The sequence below is a fragment of the Sulfitobacter sp. F26204 genome (genome assembly GCF_026410305.1).
GTDB lineage: Bacteria > Pseudomonadota > Alphaproteobacteria > Rhodobacterales > Rhodobacteraceae > Sulfitobacter.
Window position 1 is genome coordinate 12,089 of sequence record NZ_JAPMLQ010000005.1, and the last position, 18,121, is coordinate 30,209.

15 protein-coding genes are annotated in these 18,121 nt (G+C 54.3%); 5 read left to right on the plus strand and 10 right to left on the minus strand.

The genetic code is table 11. From position 1 onward, the window contains the following. Nucleotide 1: 1 nt before the first annotated feature. Together OS190_RS13030 and OS190_RS13035 are read left to right on the plus strand one after the other, a co-directional pair. The gene (locus OS190_RS13030; protein WP_267159150.1) at nucleotides 2-1,075 is read left to right on the plus strand and encodes a branched-chain amino acid ABC transporter permease; all 1,074 of its coding nucleotides are present in this window, start codon (nucleotides 2-4) and stop codon (nucleotides 1,073-1,075) included. Further along, entirely contained in the window at nucleotides 1,072-1,920 is an 849-nt protein-coding gene (locus tag OS190_RS13035) for an alpha/beta fold hydrolase (protein ID WP_267159151.1), read from the plus strand. Before OS190_RS13030 ends, OS190_RS13035 begins: the two co-directional genes overlap by 4 nt. A gap of 76 nt (nucleotides 1,921-1,996) precedes the next feature. On the opposite strand, the gene OS190_RS13040 is transcribed toward OS190_RS13035, so the two are convergent. The 10 genes from OS190_RS13040 to OS190_RS13085 form a co-directional block, all read right to left on the minus strand. After that, nucleotides 1,997-3,190: an MFS transporter gene (locus tag OS190_RS13040; protein WP_267159152.1), complete on the minus strand. Its 1,194-nt coding sequence runs from the start codon at nucleotides 3,188-3,190 to the stop codon at nucleotides 1,997-1,999. Between the two features lie 241 nt (nucleotides 3,191-3,431). Continuing rightward, nucleotides 3,432-4,217, minus strand: a complete 786-nt coding sequence (locus OS190_RS13045) for a DUF1684 domain-containing protein (RefSeq protein WP_267159153.1) — start codon at nucleotides 4,215-4,217, stop codon at nucleotides 3,432-3,434. Further along, a complete protein-coding gene (locus OS190_RS13050) occupies nucleotides 4,214-4,996 on the minus strand; it encodes an ABC transporter ATP-binding protein (RefSeq protein WP_267159154.1) in 783 nt (260 codons plus the stop codon). Before OS190_RS13050 ends, OS190_RS13045 begins: the two co-directional genes overlap by 4 nt. After that, nucleotides 4,996-5,802, minus strand: a complete 807-nt coding sequence (locus OS190_RS13055; RefSeq protein WP_267159155.1) for an ATP-binding cassette domain-containing protein — start codon at nucleotides 5,800-5,802, stop codon at nucleotides 4,996-4,998. The genes OS190_RS13050 and OS190_RS13055 overlap by 1 nt, the downstream gene beginning before the upstream one ends. Next, nucleotides 5,799-6,653, minus strand: a complete 855-nt coding sequence (locus OS190_RS13060) for an ABC transporter permease (RefSeq protein ID WP_267159156.1) — start codon at nucleotides 6,651-6,653, stop codon at nucleotides 5,799-5,801. The genes OS190_RS13055 and OS190_RS13060 overlap by 4 nt, the downstream gene beginning before the upstream one ends. Next, nucleotides 6,650-7,597, minus strand: coding sequence for an ABC transporter permease (locus tag OS190_RS13065; protein ID WP_267159157.1), 948 nt, complete (start codon nucleotides 7,595-7,597; stop codon nucleotides 6,650-6,652). The genes OS190_RS13060 and OS190_RS13065 overlap by 4 nt, the downstream gene beginning before the upstream one ends. Nucleotides 7,598-7,687: 90 nt before the next feature. Next, complete coding sequence (locus tag OS190_RS13070; protein WP_267159158.1) at nucleotides 7,688-9,193, minus strand: ABC transporter substrate-binding protein; 1,506 nt, start codon at nucleotides 9,191-9,193, stop codon at nucleotides 7,688-7,690. 694 nt (nucleotides 9,194-9,887) lie between these two features. Then, a complete protein-coding gene (gene scpB / locus OS190_RS13075) occupies nucleotides 9,888-10,496 on the minus strand; it encodes an SMC-Scp complex subunit ScpB (RefSeq protein ID WP_267159159.1) in 609 nt (202 codons plus the stop codon). Nucleotides 10,497-10,874: 378 nt separating this feature from the next. Next, complete coding sequence (locus OS190_RS13080; protein ID WP_267159160.1) at nucleotides 10,875-12,185, minus strand: HlyD family secretion protein; 1,311 nt, start codon at nucleotides 12,183-12,185, stop codon at nucleotides 10,875-10,877. Continuing rightward, nucleotides 12,169-14,121 carry an ATP-binding cassette domain-containing protein gene (locus OS190_RS13085; RefSeq protein WP_267159161.1) on the minus strand — a complete coding sequence of 651 codons (1,953 nt, stop codon included), beginning with the start codon at nucleotides 14,119-14,121 and terminating at the stop codon, nucleotides 12,169-12,171. Before OS190_RS13085 ends, OS190_RS13080 begins: the two co-directional genes overlap by 17 nt. 168 nt (nucleotides 14,122-14,289) lie before the next feature. Between OS190_RS13085 and OS190_RS13090 the strand changes: the two genes are divergently transcribed. The 3 genes from OS190_RS13090 to OS190_RS13100 all read left to right on the plus strand — a co-directional run bounded on the left by OS190_RS13090 (nucleotide 14,290) and on the right by OS190_RS13100 (nucleotide 18,106). Beyond that, nucleotides 14,290-15,981 carry a DUF3131 domain-containing protein gene (locus tag OS190_RS13090; protein ID WP_267159162.1) on the plus strand — a complete coding sequence of 564 codons (1,692 nt, stop codon included), beginning with the start codon at nucleotides 14,290-14,292 and terminating at the stop codon, nucleotides 15,979-15,981. Continuing rightward, on the plus strand, nucleotides 15,981-17,324 hold the full coding sequence (locus tag OS190_RS13095; protein ID WP_267159163.1) for a hypothetical protein: 1,344 nt from the start codon (nucleotides 15,981-15,983) through the stop codon (nucleotides 17,322-17,324). Before OS190_RS13090 ends, OS190_RS13095 begins: the two co-directional genes overlap by 1 nt. Before the next feature lie 158 nt (nucleotides 17,325-17,482). Further along, on the plus strand, nucleotides 17,483-18,106 hold the full coding sequence (locus OS190_RS13100) for a hypothetical protein (protein ID WP_267159164.1): 624 nt from the start codon (nucleotides 17,483-17,485) through the stop codon (nucleotides 18,104-18,106). The last annotated feature ends 15 nt before the right edge of the window (nucleotides 18,107-18,121 follow it).

The following is an 18,121-nucleotide window of genomic DNA, read 5'->3' on the forward strand; positions in this document are numbered from 1 at the left end:
TATGAAAGACTCATTCGGCACCGTAACCGTCAAGGCCACGATGTTGGTCATTGCCGCCTTGCTACTCTTTGCGCCCTTTCTGTTTCAGGACATACGCGCCCTGGAAGTCGCTGCACGCATATGTATTTTCATCGTTCTGGTGGCCAGCTTTGATTTGCTGATCGGCTATACCGGTATCGTCAGTTTTGCCCATACGATGTTTTTCGGCTTTGGCGCATATGGGTCGGCCATCGCTCTAAAGCAGATGGGTCCAGGATGGGACGCGGTCGCCGCTGGTACCATTGCAGGGATCGCCGTATCGCTTGTCGTGGCGACAGCGATCGGATTGGTCAGTCTTCGGGTCAAGGCAATCTTCTTTGCAATGATCACGCTTGCGGCCGCCTCGGTCGTTCTGGTTCTGGCATCGCAACTCAGCCAGGTTACAGGTGGCGAGGACGGGATCACCTATCGAACTCCCGAATTGTTCAAAACCGCGACCAAACTGGCGGTGGACGAGGATGGCAAGGTGTTGCGCTGGTTTGGCGTCAAATTGAACGGCAAACTGGCTGCCTATTACTTTGTCTTTGCCACATCGCTGCTGCTGTTTCTTTTGATGTTACGTATAACTGTTTCGCCATTTGGCACCGTCTTGAAAGCCATTCGTGAAAACGAAGCGCGTGCCGAAGCCATCGGGTATCGTGTGGTTGCTTACCGCACCTTTGTTTTCTGCCTATCCGCCGTCGTCGCCTCTTTGGCTGGGTCTGTCTATGCGATCTGGCTGAAATACACCGGCCCAGACACTGCTTTGTCTTTTGCGATCATGATCGACATCCTGTTGATGGTGGTGATCGGCGGTATGGGTACCATGTGGGGGGCGGTGATCGGGGCGGTTTTGATGGTCATGGCGCAATACTACCTGCGCGATCTGATGGGTGCCGCCTCCGAGGCCGTTGCCAGTGTCGGCGTGCCGTTTCTGCCTGAATTATTGGCACCCGACCGGTGGCTGCTTTGGTTGGGCGTGATCTTTATCCTATTGGTATACTTCTTTCCGCGCGGGATCGCCGGGACGCTGATGGCCAAAGGAATACGCAAATGATGGAAGGGCGCAGTACCTTTGTTCCGGTCATGGACCATGAAATTCACGTCACAGAATGGGGCACACCCGGTGCCCCGGCATTGCTGATGATGCACGGGCTGGCGCGCACGGGGCGGGATTTTGACGAAATCGCCGCTGCGCTGTCAGACCAATATCATGTATTATGTCCTGACATGATCGGGCGGGGACTTTCGAGTTGGTCCGCCAACCCCGCCGCAGAATACCGGATCGAATACTACACCGGGATCGCTTCGGATCTGATGGATCATTATGTCATCGACCGTGCTGCATGGCTGGGCACCTCGATGGGTGGTCAGATCGGCATGCGGTTGGCATCCGGTCCTCACAATGACCGGCTATCTTGCCTTTTGATCAATGACATTGGCCCAGAAGTCCCCCAATCGGCAATCGAACGTATCTTGTCCTATGTTGGCAATCCCCCGCATTTTGGCAGCTTTGCACAGGCTCAGAAATGGTTACGCAGTGCCTATGCACCCTTTGGCCCCGCCCCGGATACTTTTTGGGAACGTCTGACACTGACCTCTTTGCGACGTCGCTCTGACGGGCGGCTGACGCTGCATTATGATCCGGCAATTGTCGAGCAGTTGAAAGATGCAGCAGAAGAGCTGACATCCTGGGACCGTTGGCAAAAAATCGACACAGCAACCCATATCATCTTTGGAGCAAAGTCGGACCTACTGACTGCCGAAATCCTGGCGAGAATGGTAAAATCAGGCCCGTTTCCAGGCAAAACAGAAATCAGTGACTGTGGTCACGCGCCGACATTGTCACGGCCTGCCGACATCAACTTGGTGCGCAATTTACTGCGAAATTATGATCAGTGAGATTGCAGGGCACCGGGTTCCTTTTCAGTAAATGTGAAGCAACACCGCTCCAAAGGACACCCGCGCTGACTCCGGCTTATCCGCCCTCATCAATTCGCGGCAAAAACCAGGCAGCAAGACCCGCAAGAGGCAGGAAGGAACAGATCCGGTACACCGTTTCCACGTCATAATTTTCAGCAAGCAGACCCAGAAACGCAGCCGCAACACCACCAAGCCCGAAGTTTAGGCCATAAAACAAACCACCGATCAATCCGATACGATTGGGCAGAAGATCCATCGCGTAGATCAGAATGGATGCAAAGGCGCTGGCCATGATCAGATTGATCATGATCGTCAACACTCCGGTCCAGAACAGATCAGCATAGGGCAGCATCAATGTCAGTGGCAGCGGCCCGAGCACCGAAATCCAGATGATCCGGTATCGACCGATCCGGTCTCCGATAATACCTCCGATCAACACGCCCACCGCCGCCGCCAACAAGAAAACGAACAGCATCAACTGCGAGGCGGGGATGGACAGACCGAAACGTTCGATCAGGTAAAAGGTATAGAAAGACCGGAAACTTTCCCCATAAAAGTTCTTGGTAAACATCAGGAAAGTCAGCACAAACAGACCGATACCGATCGTCAGGTGCGTGTGGGTGGGTGCCTGAATTTCCGCTTTGCGTCGTGCACGCATTTCAAGAAATTCGGCACTGATCTGGCGCTGCTTACTGCCGATCCAAGCCAGCAGCAGCATTGCCAACAGAGCAAGGACAGCAAACCACGCAAGGCTGGGCTGCCCCCAGGGCACAACGATGAATGCGGCAAACACCGGTCCAAGCGCCCCACCTGCCTGTCCGCCAACTTGGAAAATTCCTTGCGCAAACCCTTGCCTTCCCCCCGCAGCGTATCTCGCCATCCGCGTCGCCTCAGGGTGGAAAATTGATGAGCCGATACCAATCAAGGCCACCGAAACGAGGATCACCGCATAACTATGGGCATAGGCGAGGCTGACCAGCCCGGACAAAGTAAACATCATTCCTACGACAGGGGAATAAGGGGCCGGGTATCTGTCCGTCACCATGCCCATCACCGGTTGCAGCAGGGCACCTGCAATCTGGAAAGTCAGGGTGATCATGCCAATCTGGAAGAAATCCAGTGCGTAGGTTTCCTTGAGAATAGGGTAAGACGCCGGAATCAGTGATTGCAGCAAATCGTTGAGCAGATGCGTAGACCCCAGCACAACCAAAACAGAAAGATAGGTCCTGGATCGAATTGCAGTCGTCATAGCGAAAGGTCTTTCGGATTTGTGCGGTCAATCGCCACTTGAAACAATTGCGCACAGGATGCTGGAAACTGCAATGGCTGCAGCGCGATAATGGCCACAGCAGATCTGGTTCATAGCGTCCTCTGTCAGTTATGTGGCGTGTGCATCGACAGGTATTCCGGCCCGAAAAGTGCACCGAGTTTCGCGCTGCTTCTTTCCGTCTCTCTTGAGACTGACATGAATACAGCCCAATCGAGCAACGTTACATGATGCGCTTCTCACCCGCCTCAATCCGCGCTGACACCAGGTTTTCGCGTGGGGGCAACGGACAGACGGCAAAGGGTGTAAAGGCGCAAGGCGGGTTAACGGCCCTGTTGAAATCCAGAACAACACTGTCTTGCGTCACCTCCTCGCCAAAGAGGAATCTGGCCTTTTCATAGGTGTCGTCCAGTGAAGTCATATCACGAAATACAAATTGCGGACGCTCGGGCGTGCCATAGGTCGCAAGCATCGACATCGCCTGCCCGACCACGTCGAAATGTGCGACGTAGCTAATGCTCGCGCGGTTCGGCAGGCCTGCGATCGTATCGATCGTTATTTCCATTGGCGGGTCCAGCTTTTCCAACCGGGCAGTGATGCGCAAGGAGGGGTCCAACGGAAAAGAAGGGAGTTTTTCGGTCGTGGCAAGCGCCGCAGATTCCTTGTCGCGAATGCGCAAAGCAAGTTGTGTGCCCGCCCGCGAGATTTCCATGATGAACCGGCCAATCTCAAGCTCGGGGTTCCCCTCACCGCGAAAGACCAGGTTTTCTTTGCCACCAGCGGGCAAGAAACTTGCTGAATAATCTGGGTGCAGTGTCACCTGACCAAAATGATCGGGCGCATTAACCAACTGCACGTCATTCTCAGGCAATGCACCCAATGTATAGGTGCCAACCGAGATTGGCCAACGCCCGATCAGGTTCAGCCATCCGCGCACATCGGTAAGTTTTGCCATACGGGTCTGGCGCCATGCTTCATGAGCGCTGGCAAAATCGGCGATAGGGTTCATAGGTCACTCCGGACGTTATCATGGGTTTGATCCCACTCTGGTATGCGCGGGATCGAGTCAAGCAAACTGCGCGTATAAGTATGTTGAGGGTTTGCCAGAACAGACCGGGTCGAACCTGCCTCTACCACTGTGCCGCGCTCAAGGATCACTATTTCATCGCATAGCGCGGCAACGACGGCCAGATCATGTGACACAAAGAGTAACGTCGTCTGGCTGGCAATCTCACGAAAAAGCTCGACAATGCGTACCTGCGTGGAAAGGTCCAATGCGCTGACAACTTCATCAGCAAGGATCAGCCTCGGCTCTGACACGATGGCACGAGCAATAGCGATCCGTTGCCGTTGACCGCCTGAGAACGCGCTGGGGTATCGGTCGATTGCATCTTCCGGCAGGTCGACAGCCGCGAGCGCCCGCTTCACTCTTGAGGCATTCTGATCAGCGATGCCAAGAGAATTAAGAGGTTCTGAAATGATCGATCTTACCTTCTGGCGTGGATCCAGCGATGAATAGGGGTCTTGGAAAACGGGCTGCACTGCACGCCGATACCCTTTCATCAAGATGCGGTTGCCAATGTCCAGCGGCGCGCCCTCGAACTGGATCGCGCCCGAAGAGGGCTTCGCCAACCCCATCAAAAGTTTGAGGATTGTAGACTTGCCTGATCCAGATTCCCCGACCAACCCGACAGTGCGACCGCTGGCAACCGAAAAGGAAACCTCATTCAGAACCTTGTTTCCGCGCGTATAGGAAAAGCAGACTTTGTTGAGTTCGAGCAAATTCATCATATATCCTGTAAATAGGAGTCAAAGGTGCGGGCGGCCTCCATCAGGCCTTGAGAATACGGGTTGCTAGGAGCCTCGAAAACCTGACGCGTCGTCCCTTGCTCAACCACTTCGCCAAGCCGAAGCACTGTCACGTCATCAACGATAGACGCCACCACCGGCAAGTCATGACTTATGAAAAGAAGTGACATGCCATAGTCCCTAACCAGCCCGTCCAAAAGCTTTAACACTTCGGCCTGGGTGGTCACATCCAGTGCCGTTGTAGGTTCATCAGCAATCAGCAATTTCGGGCGACAGGCCACCGCCATGGCGATTGCAACGCGCTGGCGCTGACCACCGGAAATTTCATGCGGATAGCGGTTTAACATCAGTTTCGGCTCTGGCAGGCGCACTTGCTCCATCAGGGAGAGCACTTCGTTTCGCACTGCTTCACGGTTTGTCGTCTGTCCTTCACGTCGGAAACGGCGGCGCACCGGCCAGCCAATTTGGTCCCCTATCTTCATTAGAGGATCGAGGGCAGTCAGCGGTTCTTGAAACACGACTGCGACATCGGATCCCCGCATCCGGTTTAATGCCTGATCTGGAGTGCCGATGATTTCCTGCGCGCCAATGATGACCGATCCTGAAGCCGTAATCGCAGGCGGCAGAAGTCCCGTTGCCGCAAGGGCGGTCAGCGACTTGCCAGAACCAGATTCCCCGATAAGTCCCATCCGCGCGCCTTCCGGAAGGGAAAAGGATACATTCTTGACCAGTTCTTTCTCAGCGGTCCTGATCGACAAATCAACGACGGTCAACAAATCGCTCATCTCTCGTTCCTCCGTGTTGGATCGGCAATGTCGCGCAAACCGTCCGCAAACATGTTGGCACCAATAACCAACAGCACCAATGCAACACCCGGTGCAATGGCACCAAGCGGCGAAGTATAAACTGTCCCTTGTGCTTCCTGAAGCAATCGACCCCACGACGTATTCGGAAGAGGCGCACCCAACCCCAGATAGGACAACGAAGCCTCTGCAATGATCGCCATGCCGAACTGAAGCGCAAAGTTCACTGCAAGGAAGGGCCAGATATTAGGCAGTACATGCAGCCATACCAACCGCACCCAGCCCGTCCCGGCACAACGGGATGCCGTGATATAATCATTTTGTAGAACCCGTTTGACCAATATCCGAGTCAGCCGAGCGACAATGGCCGACATCGCAATTCCTAACGCAAGCACAGCGGTCCAGAGGCTTGGCTGGGGGCTGGCCGCGACAACCAGCATGGCCAGCAACAACACCGGAAAGGCAATCAGAATGTCAAGGACCGCAGCAAGCACATCGTCCCAAACGCGGGTCGCAAATCCCGCCAAAAGACCTATTGTCACGCCAATGAAAGCGCCCAAGGCAACAGACCCGATACCCACAATCATTGCGATACGCGAGCCGACCATAATCTGGGTCAATGTATCACGTCCAAGCCGGTCAGTGCCCAACCAATGCGCCAGCGAAGGTTTTTCAAGGCGCAGTCCGACCAGATCAAGCGGATCATATGGTGTCCAGAACAGGGTCAGCACCGCGATGAACAGATGCGCACCGACCAGAAGCAGGCCGCATCTGAATACCCATGAACCCTTGGGCCTTTCCGGGTTGTGCGCTACGTCGGTTGCATCAGTCATTGCATCAACCCTTTTGATTGCCGCAAACGTGGATCAATAATCCGTTGCAGCACATCAGCTAGAAAGCCGACAATCAGAACCAACAGCGTCGAAATCATCAAAACTCCCTGAATATTCGGATAGTCACGCTGTTCGATCGCGGTAAGCAACATCGACCCAAGTCCGGGCAAAGTGAAAACCCGTTCGATCACGACCGCGCCCAGGAAGGCTGTGCTCAGTTCGATCCCGAGAATTGAAATCACCGGAATTGATCCATTGGGCAGTCCATGTCGCATGAACGCTTCTGGAAAACTGGCACCCATTGCACGCGCTGTACGCATGTAATCGCTGCCAAGCACATCCAAGGTTGCCGAACGCACATAACGCAGCTGTGAGGCGGCAATGATCAGCGCGATGGTGATTGCAGGCAAAACCAGACTGGTTAACACGCTGCCCGGCTTGTCCCAACCGCTAGCGGGATAACCTCCAGAAGGCAGCCACCCCAGTTTGATCGAAAAGACCAGAACTAAAAGTATGCCCATCCAGAACGCTGGCACCGCCAGTCCGACCTGAGAGATAACCGAGATGACCTGCGCATACCAACGATCGGTATTGACACCTGATATGATGCCAAGAGGTACAGCAATCATCATGGACAGCATGAACCCGATCAATGCAAGTGGAATGGTAACGGTCAGACGTGCGCCGATCTCATCCAATACAGAAGCATTGTTCACAAACGAAGTGCCCAGATCAAGCCGGAACATGTCTGCCAGAAAGGAGGCGAATTGTTTTGCAATTGGCAGATCCGACCCTACCTGCGCCCTTGCTGCTTCGATTTGTGCCTGGTCGGCACCAACTGAAAGCAATGCAGCAGCCGGATCACCTGGCAGCAGGCGCAACAACAAAAACAGCACCAGAGAAGCAACCAGCAACGACATTATCAGAATTGCGGTACGACGCATCAGATAGTTAAGAATATCGAAGTTCCTTCTATTAAGGCCGCCCTGGATCTCTGGCGGACAGCCGCCAGAGTCCTTGTTCAACCCAAACTGTTATTTTGCCTTTTTTATGTCGTAGGCAAAGAACTGCGAATTGAGAGCATTCCGCGGGTAACCTGTAACATTCGAAGACGACACCAGGATGATCGGATTCAGAAACAGCCACACGCCCGCCGCATCCTCGGCAATCAGCTTGTTGGCTTGCGTGAGCTTTTCAATCTGCTCTGCTTCGGTTGCCATGGTTTCGGAATCGGCAATCAGTTTCACAACCTCGGGGTTGTTGTAGCCAAAATAAAAGTCAGGATTGCCGTAAAATCCTATGTCACGGTGGTTTACATGAGTAATCAGCGTGCCCTGAAAATCGCGTGCTTTGTACACTTTGGTAAACCATTCATTTGGCGTTATGAGATTGATGGAAAGATCAATGCCAATCTCGGCCAGGTCGCGCTGCAGGATCTGGGCAACAATCTGATGGGGCTCGACATTCGGTGTTTCGAGCTGCATTTTGAACCCGTCTTTATACCCGGCTTCTTCCATCAAGGCTTTGGCACTTTCGGGGTCATATGCATCAACCGCATTCAGATCGACAAACCAAGGATCAGTGGGCGGTACGAAAGAACCGATCAAGGTACCATGGTCACCCCAAACGGCATTAAGCAGGCGGGGTTTGTTAATGGCGCGGCTGATCGCCTTGCGTACACGTTTGTCACTGAATGGTTCGACGCTGACATTCAGCGAAAAAACCTCACGGCTTGTTGATGTCCCTTCTGCGATGGTGAAATTGGGATTGTTGGCGAACTGTAGCAATGCATCAGGGCTACCCACTTCAGTCGAAATGTCGATTGCGCCTGTCAACAACGCATTGTTCATCGCCGTCGGGTCGCTGAAATAGCTAAAGGTCACACCTCCGTTTGTTGGAGCATCGCCCCAATAATCAGCAAAGGGTTTCAATACCACCGAAGCACCGCGTCGGAAACTATCAAGGTAATATGGCCCGGTTCCGTCCGCCGTACTGCTAAGGTCGCCAGCGCTATCATTGACAATGAAAATATAGCTTAGGTTGTATGGCAAGGAGATCGAAGGCTCTGAAATGGTGATCACGACCGTCGAGTCATCTGGCGTTTCGATTGACGTAATCGACGACAACGAACGCTTGCGAGCACTTTTCGATTCTTCAGCGCGAATACGTTCGATACTGAACTTTACATCTGCTGCAGTCAGCGGTTCACCAGAATGGAAAAGAACGTCTGGTTGCAATGTAAAGGTGTAGGTCTTGCGATCTTCGCTGATGGTGAAATCGCGCGCCAGTTGCTTGACCACGTCACCGGCATCAGTAAGCTGAAACAAGGCCTCGTAAACGTTGCCATAAAAGGCTTGTTGTATGCCCTGGACGCCGATGGAACTGTCAAAAGTCAGCGGCTCGGCCATTGAACCCACTGTAATCATGGCACCCGGGTCATAATCCGCAGCGCTCGCCGTGCCGCCTGCATATATGGCAGCAGCGGACACCGCAGCAGCGCGGAGCAAGGCCACAAGGTTGGAAACTCCAAATGTTGTCATTATTCTATTTCCCCTGTTGTTAGTTGGTTTTTCCTTGATCCCGCACAGTTTCCCAGCTGGCGAAGGATCATTCCTATCTGATACAAGATCTCTCCTGTTGAGAGGCCTTGCCGTCAAGTTATTGATCTGAGTAAACTTTTATCCCCCTCGCACCTTCTATCTTGGGTATTTGACTGTATTTCGTCCTGGCCAATCCACCTCACTTTCAATTCGCTTGCCTTTCAGGATTGCAGCCGCCCAAAACCCAAGGCATCCAAGCAAACGTTCAAAGACGGTGAAAACAATAAAGCCCGACGTCACGCAGCCGCGACGAAAATTCCATAGGCTCATTCAGGTCATGGTGGCTCTCTGATGTAAATCGATCGAATAACGCGCCTGGCTCAGGCTCACACCACCAGGACACGAGGAACCGATTACCAGGGTCGGCTGAGCGTTTCACCACATGTGACACCTGCTTGATCTGGTCTTTGATAGGTCCATCGTAGACGACAATTACCGTCCATTTTTCACCATTTTTTCAATGATTCATCTAACTATTGGGTCATTTGAATGAATTTTTGACGATCTTGCGGTGTTTTGATCTATGATTTGGGATTTCCCTTAATAGGTGAGAATCTTGCTCGTCGCGGTTGGGCACAACCGCCAGGCCGACAAGCACGCGATCAGGGTTTGATTGCCGCGGTTCAGAACTTGTTCAGCCCGCATCATCCAGCATTTCGCGATCCGGCAAATCCCTGAGCGTTTCAAGCCCAAAGGCAACAAGAAACTGGTCGGTTGTGACAAAGGTATAGGGTGCGCCACGCTGCGGACTACGGGGCCCACTGGCGATCAAATTGCGTGCTTGCAAACGGGCAATCAAGTCCCGGTTGATTTTTTTCCCAAAAATATCACGCAAACCTTCACGAGTGATCGGCTGGTGATAAGCCACGGCGGCCAGCACGGCGACATCGAACTCTTTCAGATCGAGGTTTTGACCACCAACATCTGCCGCCGCACGTATCACCGAGGCATAAGCCGGACGTGTACGCATCAACCAACCGTCTTCAACCGCTGTAACCATGTAAGGCCGGTCTGCAAGTTCCGCATTAAGATCTTCGATCAACAGATCAAGCGCTGCACCCTTGCCTACCACACGCGCCAGATCCTTACGTCCCACTGGCGAGGCTGAGGCAAATAAAACCGCTTCGACCCGGCGTATCCAGATCTGCCAACGCTGCGCATCCGACAACTCTGCCAATTCTCGGTCGATGTCGGTCAAAACAGGTAAATCATATGCAAGGCAATTGGTCAGATGCGCCAACATAGCCTGTCACCGCTTTTCTCCGGTCGGTGAGGGCGCAGTCGACCAGAGCGCTAATCCTGTTATTGGCAGCTTGAAAGTAAGGCATCATATATCCCGTCTGGCCGTCTTAATTGCTAGTTATTTTGACCGACCTTGTCAAAACCTGCATCATACACTGCAGTCTCTGTTAACTCTTGTTCCCCGATATTCGGATGCAGGCATCATATGTCCAGCGGCGACCCTGTAACGCCCATCCGATTTCCGGATTTAATGACTGTTCGGCAGGTCGCGGCAAATTGGCCTTGTCCGAGATAACCCTATGGTCACAGATGCCATATTGAAAGATTCACGTGCCGCAATGTCCCCTGAACAGGGTCATCGCAACGCGCCGAAGAACAATCAGATCTTGTCCCGAGCACGGCTGTTACAGGAAAACCAGAAAAAAACAGACATCCTTTGGCACGCCCCGGCTGTCAAAAGGTTCCGCCAGCTTGCACCCATCCGCTCACCAAGCGGAATATTGGCCACGGAAACCGCAATTTCCGTGGTTGCCACACCACCATGAAGCGCCATGCCAATACGTCCTTCTGACAACACAGCAGCACTTTCAGGCGTCAGCTCTGCTATCATCTGCACCTGACCAGCTTGAGCGGCGCGCAAGGTATCGCGGTGTTTGGTCACCTGTCCGTGCAACCGAAACGGACGATCCGTCATGCGACGGATCAGCATGCTTACTGGAGTGCCTGGTGGCAGATGCGCAACGCGAGGCCGTGGCACGGTAAAATGCACAAGATATTGGGTCGCGGAGTCGGACAACACCTTCATGATTGGGACGGACGCTCGGGCCTGGGTACCCAACGCAATCGGGCGCAGCCGGTGGATTGTTCCCGCCACCGGGGCCAGCAAACGCGGTGCATTCAGCAAAAGCGACAGCTGCGCGCGTTCCATGATATCCGCCTCGATCTCTTGCATGATCTTGTCCATCCGGTTGCGCAGATCGACGTTGGTCTCAAGCTGCTGGCTCCGCTCATCGAGCGTAAGCGTTGTGAGCCGCGCCTCAAATGAGTTCATCCTTGACGCAAGAGCAATGGCCGCTTCAACCTGACGGATTTTCTGGGCGTCGGTCTGAGGCCGTATCTGTAGCAATAGACGGTTGTGTTTGGTGGCCACATCCAGCTGATCCTGCAGAACCCTTCGTTCGGCCGCAATCCTGTCTTGGGCAACCTCAGCCCTGGCGTGCAGATCGTGGCAGGCGCCCAAGCTGCTTTCAGCGGCAAGGCGTGTCTCTTGCGATAAATCGTTGGGCAACAGGTCTTCTAGCGGCGTTTCACGGCTGTCATGGTGCAGACATTCGCGGGTGATGCCCGCAACAAGGATGCCACGGTCAAGGTCTTCCAACCGCTCTTTGATTTTCTCGCGGTCCAAAGTCGCCAGCGTTTGACCCGCATCGACATGATCACCCTCAGTGACAAGCACCGCCTCCAGAGTCACGCCAGCAGGCAGTATTATGGGGACAGGATCCGCTGCAGGGACCAAAGCACCCTGATAGGTCTGACGTGACGGCACGGAAATCAGCTGTGATCCAACAAGGATGCCCATCAGCAAGGTGAACAAAAGTAATGCGGTCCATATCAACCACAGCACCGCTGACCAGCCCAAGGACCGTGCCGGACAATGGGCAAAGCCGCTTTCATCACGCCGTATTATCATCGACGCGCGCCCCTTTTGTCTTGCGTGGATCAAAGGTGGGCACCTTGACCGTGATTACCCGTTGGCCGTTTTCGCTGCTGCTGTCGACGGAGTCGGCCCCACGCATCACCGTTGCCAAGGGCGAAACCCTGGTTACATCATCGCCTGCCTCTGCCTCGATCCGGGCTCTTTCCAATGCTGCCGAGGATAAAACAGGATCGGAATCGATCATGCGAAGTAAGCCGTAGTTTTCGAAATGCTTGAATTCAAAGGTGATGTTTTGATCCTCAAGTCCGCTCACGGTCTGGCAAGAAAACGCCAGAAGTTCGCTACAAATCAGGCCGACATTGCGACGGTTGGCTTCATCTCCGGGACGTTTGAACAGATTACGGCACCACAAGATAAGATGTTCCTCAAGGGAAAGGGCGCGCAGAGCAACCAGACGCGACCATCCGTTCGAGATTTTTTCGCGCACTTCTTGTGCGTCGCCAAAATCCACCAACCTCCCCTCCTGTAAAACCATGATTTTATCGCACATTTCCAGCAAGGCGCGGTTGTCTGTGATCAACATGAAGCTTCGACCCAGGCGGACTTCCTGCGCAATCTTGCTACAAAGTGCGACGACAAATGCATCCGAAACGCCGTCTTCCGGCCGATCCATCAAATAGACCGAAGGCGACAACAAGAACGCCCGTGCCATCGCCAATGCTCGTCTTTTCATGGCCGGTAGCCGGGTTGCATCTGGCGTGTCACAGATCGCTTGGGCATCCTCCACCGAGAACACCAGTTGTTCCAGATGCTGTTGACCACGCTGCAAGGCGGCCCCCTCGTGAAAACAGGTCAGGTTGTCCTGTCCTGAAGACGGCAGCAGCAGCGGAACCTCTGGCATGAACAATATCGGCAGAGCTTGCAATTTGGCCTGTCGCGCCCAAAGCGGCGTGCCATTCAAGGTCACCTCACCACGCAAGGACATGCCCACGAGGTCATAGGGTGACGCCAGCGCCTGACACAGCAGGGTCTTGCCCACCCCGCTTGGCCCGGTGATGCCCACCACACTTCCGGGCGGCACCTCAAACGAGATATTCGACAAGAGACTGCCCCCGCCGGTCAAATGCACATTCAATCCAGAAACCCGCAGCCCCGGGGCATCTGGCGTTTCATTCTGGCTCAACACTTCGACCCGGTCCGACAACCCTGTAACCTGCCGTGCAGCGGGACCCTGTCCCATGATAAAACCTGCGAGCGCATCAGCAGACCACAGCGTAATCAAGGTCGCCCCCAACATCGCACTGCTGTTCAGCACGCCCATCGTGACCAGCGCACTGCTGGTTGCAACGACGGCCAGGACCGAAAGCCATGTAATCGCGCGGAGCAGCGGGTAGTGGAGCGCGGTGATAGCCGGCCGGGAGCGCGCCATTCGCAGACCACTCGGGTCGCGGCCAGCCAGTATCGCGACAGCTTCAGCTGTGTTGAAATCCCACAAGGGTTCGGGCAAATGTCTGCTGTCGCGCCACGCAACAAGTGCAGCCGACGCCGCGGCAAAAGCAATGCCAAGACCCAGAAAAGGGTGCACGAGGCATAGAACCAGAAACGCGAGGCACGCCATCCCAGCGTCTACTTTGCGCCCAGCACCTTCACGCAGGCTGCGATAGCCGGCTAATGCCTTGGCGTATCCGTATTCCAACAACAATGCCCCGGCCACAGTCACTACGCCGACTGCCCCCAACAATGGGGCCAACAGGGTGTCGCCCTGGGTAGCGACAAGATCACCCAGAAACATCGCCAGGATGGAAATCGACAACAAACAGACCGCAGCGCCGCTTTTGAACAGGAAAGCCAGAACATGCGCCGAACGTGGCAGCGCCCGGTCCTGAAAATGGGCAACAGGCTGGGCGACCGGGGATTCGGGCGAAGGCCCAGTTTCTGACGTATGACCCAGTTGATTGTCTTGTAGCATGATGACGGCCCTATCATAATTGCGACACCTAGATAGGGGAACGTGATTAACAAATTACTTTGCTTATTACTTACTTCTGCAGGTTTTTGCCTCGCCCTGGATCTGTTCCAATTTAATTAACCTAGAGCGGCTAATGGAAGTGTAGTTCTAAATTTCTACGGGCGGCCCATGGTTGAAATACCCAGATCGGGAAGATCACGCAGGAGTACTGGTTTCGGCTGGTTTACCTTGTCGGCTGCGGTAGTGTCCGTTATCGGCACCGTCGCTTTGGTCGGTTCAGCGGCGCGATCGATATTTCTCGCCCAGGAAGACATTACCACCATCATAGCCGGCGGGGATTTTGATGATTTGCCCGCCTTACTGCGGGGCAACGTCGCCGCTGCCACCACCAGTTCAGTAAGAAATGTACCAAGAAGAGAGAAGCCTCCACGCCAATGCGAAATGCCCCAAGACTGGTTCACCAAACAAGACCTGACAGCAACACGTGAGCCCGGTTATACCCTGCGGAACGAATACGTCAGCCCATACAAGCGCCGGCGCGGGTTTCTCAATGACCGTGAAATGCGTGCAGCAGAGGTCGCCTGGCATTACTTCGAAACTTACACTCAGGATTCAACCGGTCTGGCAAACTCCGTCGGCAATTATCCATCAACCACTCTATGGGATACCGCTTCTTACATTGCCGGTGCTGTCGCCGCTTATGAGCTATGCTTGATCGAAAAACCCGATTTTGACCGTCGCATGACCCAGCTTTTGACCACAATCAAAGGTTTGGATCTGTTCCGGGGCGAACTGCCCAACAAGGTGTATCATACTAAAACCGGGAACAAGGTCGACTACTCCAACAAACCCGGTGAAATAGGTTATTCTGCGCTTGATATTGGGCGATTGTTGGTATGGCTTCGCATTTTGAAGAACCGTTATACCTATCTCGGCAACACAGTCGATGCAGTGCTGCTGAAATGGGATTTCAGTCGTGTGATCGACGATGAGGGGCTGCTGTACGGGGCTTCGATAGACAAGGAGACCGGCGAAACAGTATATAATCAGGAAGGACGTTTGGGGTACGAGGAATATGCGGCCAAGGGCTTTGCTCTTTGGGGATTCCGGCCTGTGCTGGCCCACCGGGCCGAGCCGTTTCTGACCGCCTCCATGATGGGTGTGCCGGTGCCCTATGACGGGCGTGATCCACGCATTTTCCATTCCCAGAATTACGTTGTGACTGAATCATACCTGCAAGACGGGCTAGAGCTGGGATTTGATCTGCCCCATGACGATTCAACTCCTGAATGGCTGCATTCTGATGGTTGGCGCGCCGAATTTGCCGACAGGATTTACCGCGTCCAGGAAGCCCGCTGGCGCAAGACAGGTTTTATGACCGCCCGATCTGAACACAACGTCAAGGGGCCGCCATATTTCACCTATGACACGATTTTTTCAGATGGATACTCTTGGAACACCGTCACCCCACGCGGGGATTACGTGCCGGATCATGCCGCTGTTGCCGCAAAAGCGGCGCTCGGGCTTTGGGCACTGTGGGACACTGAATATACCGACGTACTTTATGACGCGATCATTGAACTCTACGACCCTGAAAATGGAATGTACGAAGGTCTCTATGAACGCGGACAAGGACGGGTTGAAATCTTTACCGCCAACAACAACGGCATCATCCTGACATCTCTACTTCATAAGGTGCAGGGCACGATCTTGACACCTTACACCGGCAATACCGAAGTCTGGTACACGGCCTACCGCGATCAGGATCTGCGCGAAAAACGCAGATACCCCGATCCGCCGCTTGAGGAAGACTGGCTTCCCGCGCTGCGGCACACCTTTCACAGAGGGAATGATTTCTGATGGCATACAAACATATAGCAACCGTATTCATGCTGGGGCTTCTCACCCTTGCGCCGCTGCGGTCACAGGCCCAGCAAGCGTCGAGCCCCCCTGACACCTTTGCCTCGGAGAATGCCATTCTCGACACGTCAATTCCTTTTGCCATTGGTGCCCGCGAAGCGCGGCAGGAATTGCGCGGTGCCTTTGGGTGGGCAACCTTCCAAGAAGGGCTGGTGGAGGGTGTCTATTTCCGGTTCGACCCAGACGGCTATGCCCGGTTTGCCCCGACGCCGCGACTGGATGAAGACGTGTTTGAAGTAATCTGCCGTCCGCGCACCCTGTCATGCATGGGAAGAAAGCAAGAGCTTTCTATGTTTCTCAATACCCGAGGGCAATTGGAACTGCGCATTGAGGGCACTCAGCCGGGAGATCAGTTTTTCATGGCTGAAGGATTGAACGAAATCCAGCTGCCCAACAGAATCTTGCAACCATTGGAAGACGGTCTGGAAACGCTTCTTGGCTCAGGCGGAGAATTGATCATGCGCCGCAACGAAGCCGAAGCAGCGCGTATTTCACTGGAAGGGTTCGGCGCGGTGGTCGCCTATCTGCGCTGGATCGTGGCGCGTCAGGATTACACCGTCCTGCCCCGTGGCTGGCCGGTGCCGGGTGCAGTCAGCAATGGTTCCGCCAACCTGACCCAGACCCCGGCCTGGCTCTCCCCTATGCCGCAGCCTATGGTCCCACAGGCAACGCAGACAACTGCCGATCCGGAATTGAATCGCGTCCGTGATGAGTTGAGCATGCTGCGCACGTTGTTGGCGCAAAGAGCACTTGGACCGGAAACCTCTTCGACGCAGGCCGGATCAGATAGTCGTCAGATGCCCGCCCCAATACCCGCTTATCCTGACACGACACAACGTATGGATGACATTCAAAGCGCGATTGGCAATCTTGAACGACAACTGGCCCAAGCACGCACACACCCCGGACAGCCCGCACCAGTTTATGGAGGTCCCGGGCTAGATACCTCGCCGAGACCAGACAATCTACCGGCAGAGGAGCAGCACACGACCACGGCAAATGGTAACGATATCGCGCGTCGGTTGGCCTATCTGATTTCGGAAATCGGGCTTGATCCGCGTGCTGCTGTCATGGTGCTGCAGCTCAGGGAAGGAAAATCAACCCAGGTTGGCGATCTCGCCACATCTGATCAGGTGGTGAGCGACATCATGGGTGAACTGCGCCAAACAACGCGCGACGTCGGCGTGGGAAACGGGGAAGCTCCCCAGGTCACAACGACAGACTATATGATCCTGTCGGATTATTTTTGTGCCATCATGAAGGAAAAAGCATTCTGCCCATAATTCACGATGCTTGACTCCTAAATTTTTCGCTATTTGCCCAATGCTTGACGTATTCTGGCGGCTTTTGGGTCATGGTTCTGCGCCATCTGAAAGGCATGACCCGTACTCTGTGCCCTTTGATTGCTGCCTGCTTTTGCTTGATCTTGATTGGATTGGCGATGGAACTCCCGCGCGCAACACATGCCGAAATCGGAAACGACATCAGCGCTTCTGGAAGTGCAATGTTTTATAATGTGACATCGCAGGGGCGGCTGCCTGTATGGTCAGTGACCTGCCGCGTGCCGTTGCGAGGATGTATTGCGCGCGCCAATGGGGCAGTGCTGCATCTGGATGCCACAGGCGCGCCTTGGCTTCTGGTCGCGCGATCCATCCAGGGCAGCTTGTGGATCCAACATCAAAACCTGCGCCGCAACGCGGATGAAATCACCTCGCGCCCGCTCAGCGATTTCGCCATCGGCGAATTGTCCCGTCCCGGTGCCGCGCTGCTTGCCGAAGAACCCGGCTTGCCCTCCATCCGCATTGCAACCACGGGAATAGATCATGTCGTCAGATATTTGCACTGGGTGGAAAGCGAAACAGCAAGAGTACTGCGCGATGCACGGTTATGGCCGGACAAAGGCACGTTGGAATTGAATGAAACAGAGGCCGCAGTACTGGATCGCTATCTGCAACGTGAGCTGATAGAGACCGCATCACCGCAATATCTGGTTCCTTCGACAAAACCCCAAATTGAATTTTCCATTCGCGGCCAGGGCGGACATTCCTTAACCCCCGACTCCTGAAAGTACCAACCAGGT

Bases quoted from the DNA above. Each gene is read 5' to 3' on its own strand.
- OS190_RS13065 (WP_267159157.1), bottom strand. From the start codon at position 7,597: ATGCGTCGTACCGCAATTCTGATAATGTCGTTGCTGGTTGCTTCTCTG.
- OS190_RS13040 (WP_267159152.1), bottom strand. From the start codon at position 3,190: ATGACGACTGCAATTCGATCCAGGACCTATCTTTCTGTTTTGGTTGTG.
- OS190_RS13100 (WP_267159164.1), top strand. From the start codon at position 17,483: ATGGAACTCCCGCGCGCAACACATGCCGAAATCGGAAACGACATCAGC.
- OS190_RS13045 (WP_267159153.1), bottom strand. From the start codon at position 4,217: ATGAACCCTATCGCCGATTTTGCCAGCGCTCATGAAGCATGGCGCCAG.
- OS190_RS13095 (WP_267159163.1), top strand. From the start codon at position 15,981: ATGGCATACAAACATATAGCAACCGTATTCATGCTGGGGCTTCTCACC.
- OS190_RS13030 (WP_267159150.1), top strand. From the start codon at position 2: ATGAAAGACTCATTCGGCACCGTAACCGTCAAGGCCACGATGTTGGTC.
- OS190_RS13070 (WP_267159158.1), bottom strand. From the start codon at position 9,193: ATGACAACATTTGGAGTTTCCAACCTTGTGGCCTTGCTCCGCGCTGCT.
- OS190_RS13055 (WP_267159155.1), bottom strand. From the start codon at position 5,802: ATGAGCGATTTGTTGACCGTCGTTGATTTGTCGATCAGGACCGCTGAG.
- OS190_RS13090 (WP_267159162.1), top strand. From the start codon at position 14,290: ATGGTTGAAATACCCAGATCGGGAAGATCACGCAGGAGTACTGGTTTC.
- scpB (WP_267159159.1), bottom strand. From the start codon at position 10,496: ATGTTGGCGCATCTGACCAATTGCCTTGCATATGATTTACCTGTTTTG.
- OS190_RS13060 (WP_267159156.1), bottom strand. From the start codon at position 6,653: ATGACTGATGCAACCGACGTAGCGCACAACCCGGAAAGGCCCAAGGGT.
- OS190_RS13085 (WP_267159161.1), bottom strand. From the start codon at position 14,121: ATGCTACAAGACAATCAACTGGGTCATACGTCAGAAACTGGGCCTTCG.
- OS190_RS13035 (WP_267159151.1), top strand. From the start codon at position 1,072: ATGATGGAAGGGCGCAGTACCTTTGTTCCGGTCATGGACCATGAAATT.
- OS190_RS13080 (WP_267159160.1), bottom strand. From the start codon at position 12,185: ATGATAATACGGCGTGATGAAAGCGGCTTTGCCCATTGTCCGGCACGG.
- OS190_RS13050 (WP_267159154.1), bottom strand. From the start codon at position 4,996: ATGAATTTGCTCGAACTCAACAAAGTCTGCTTTTCCTATACGCGCGGA.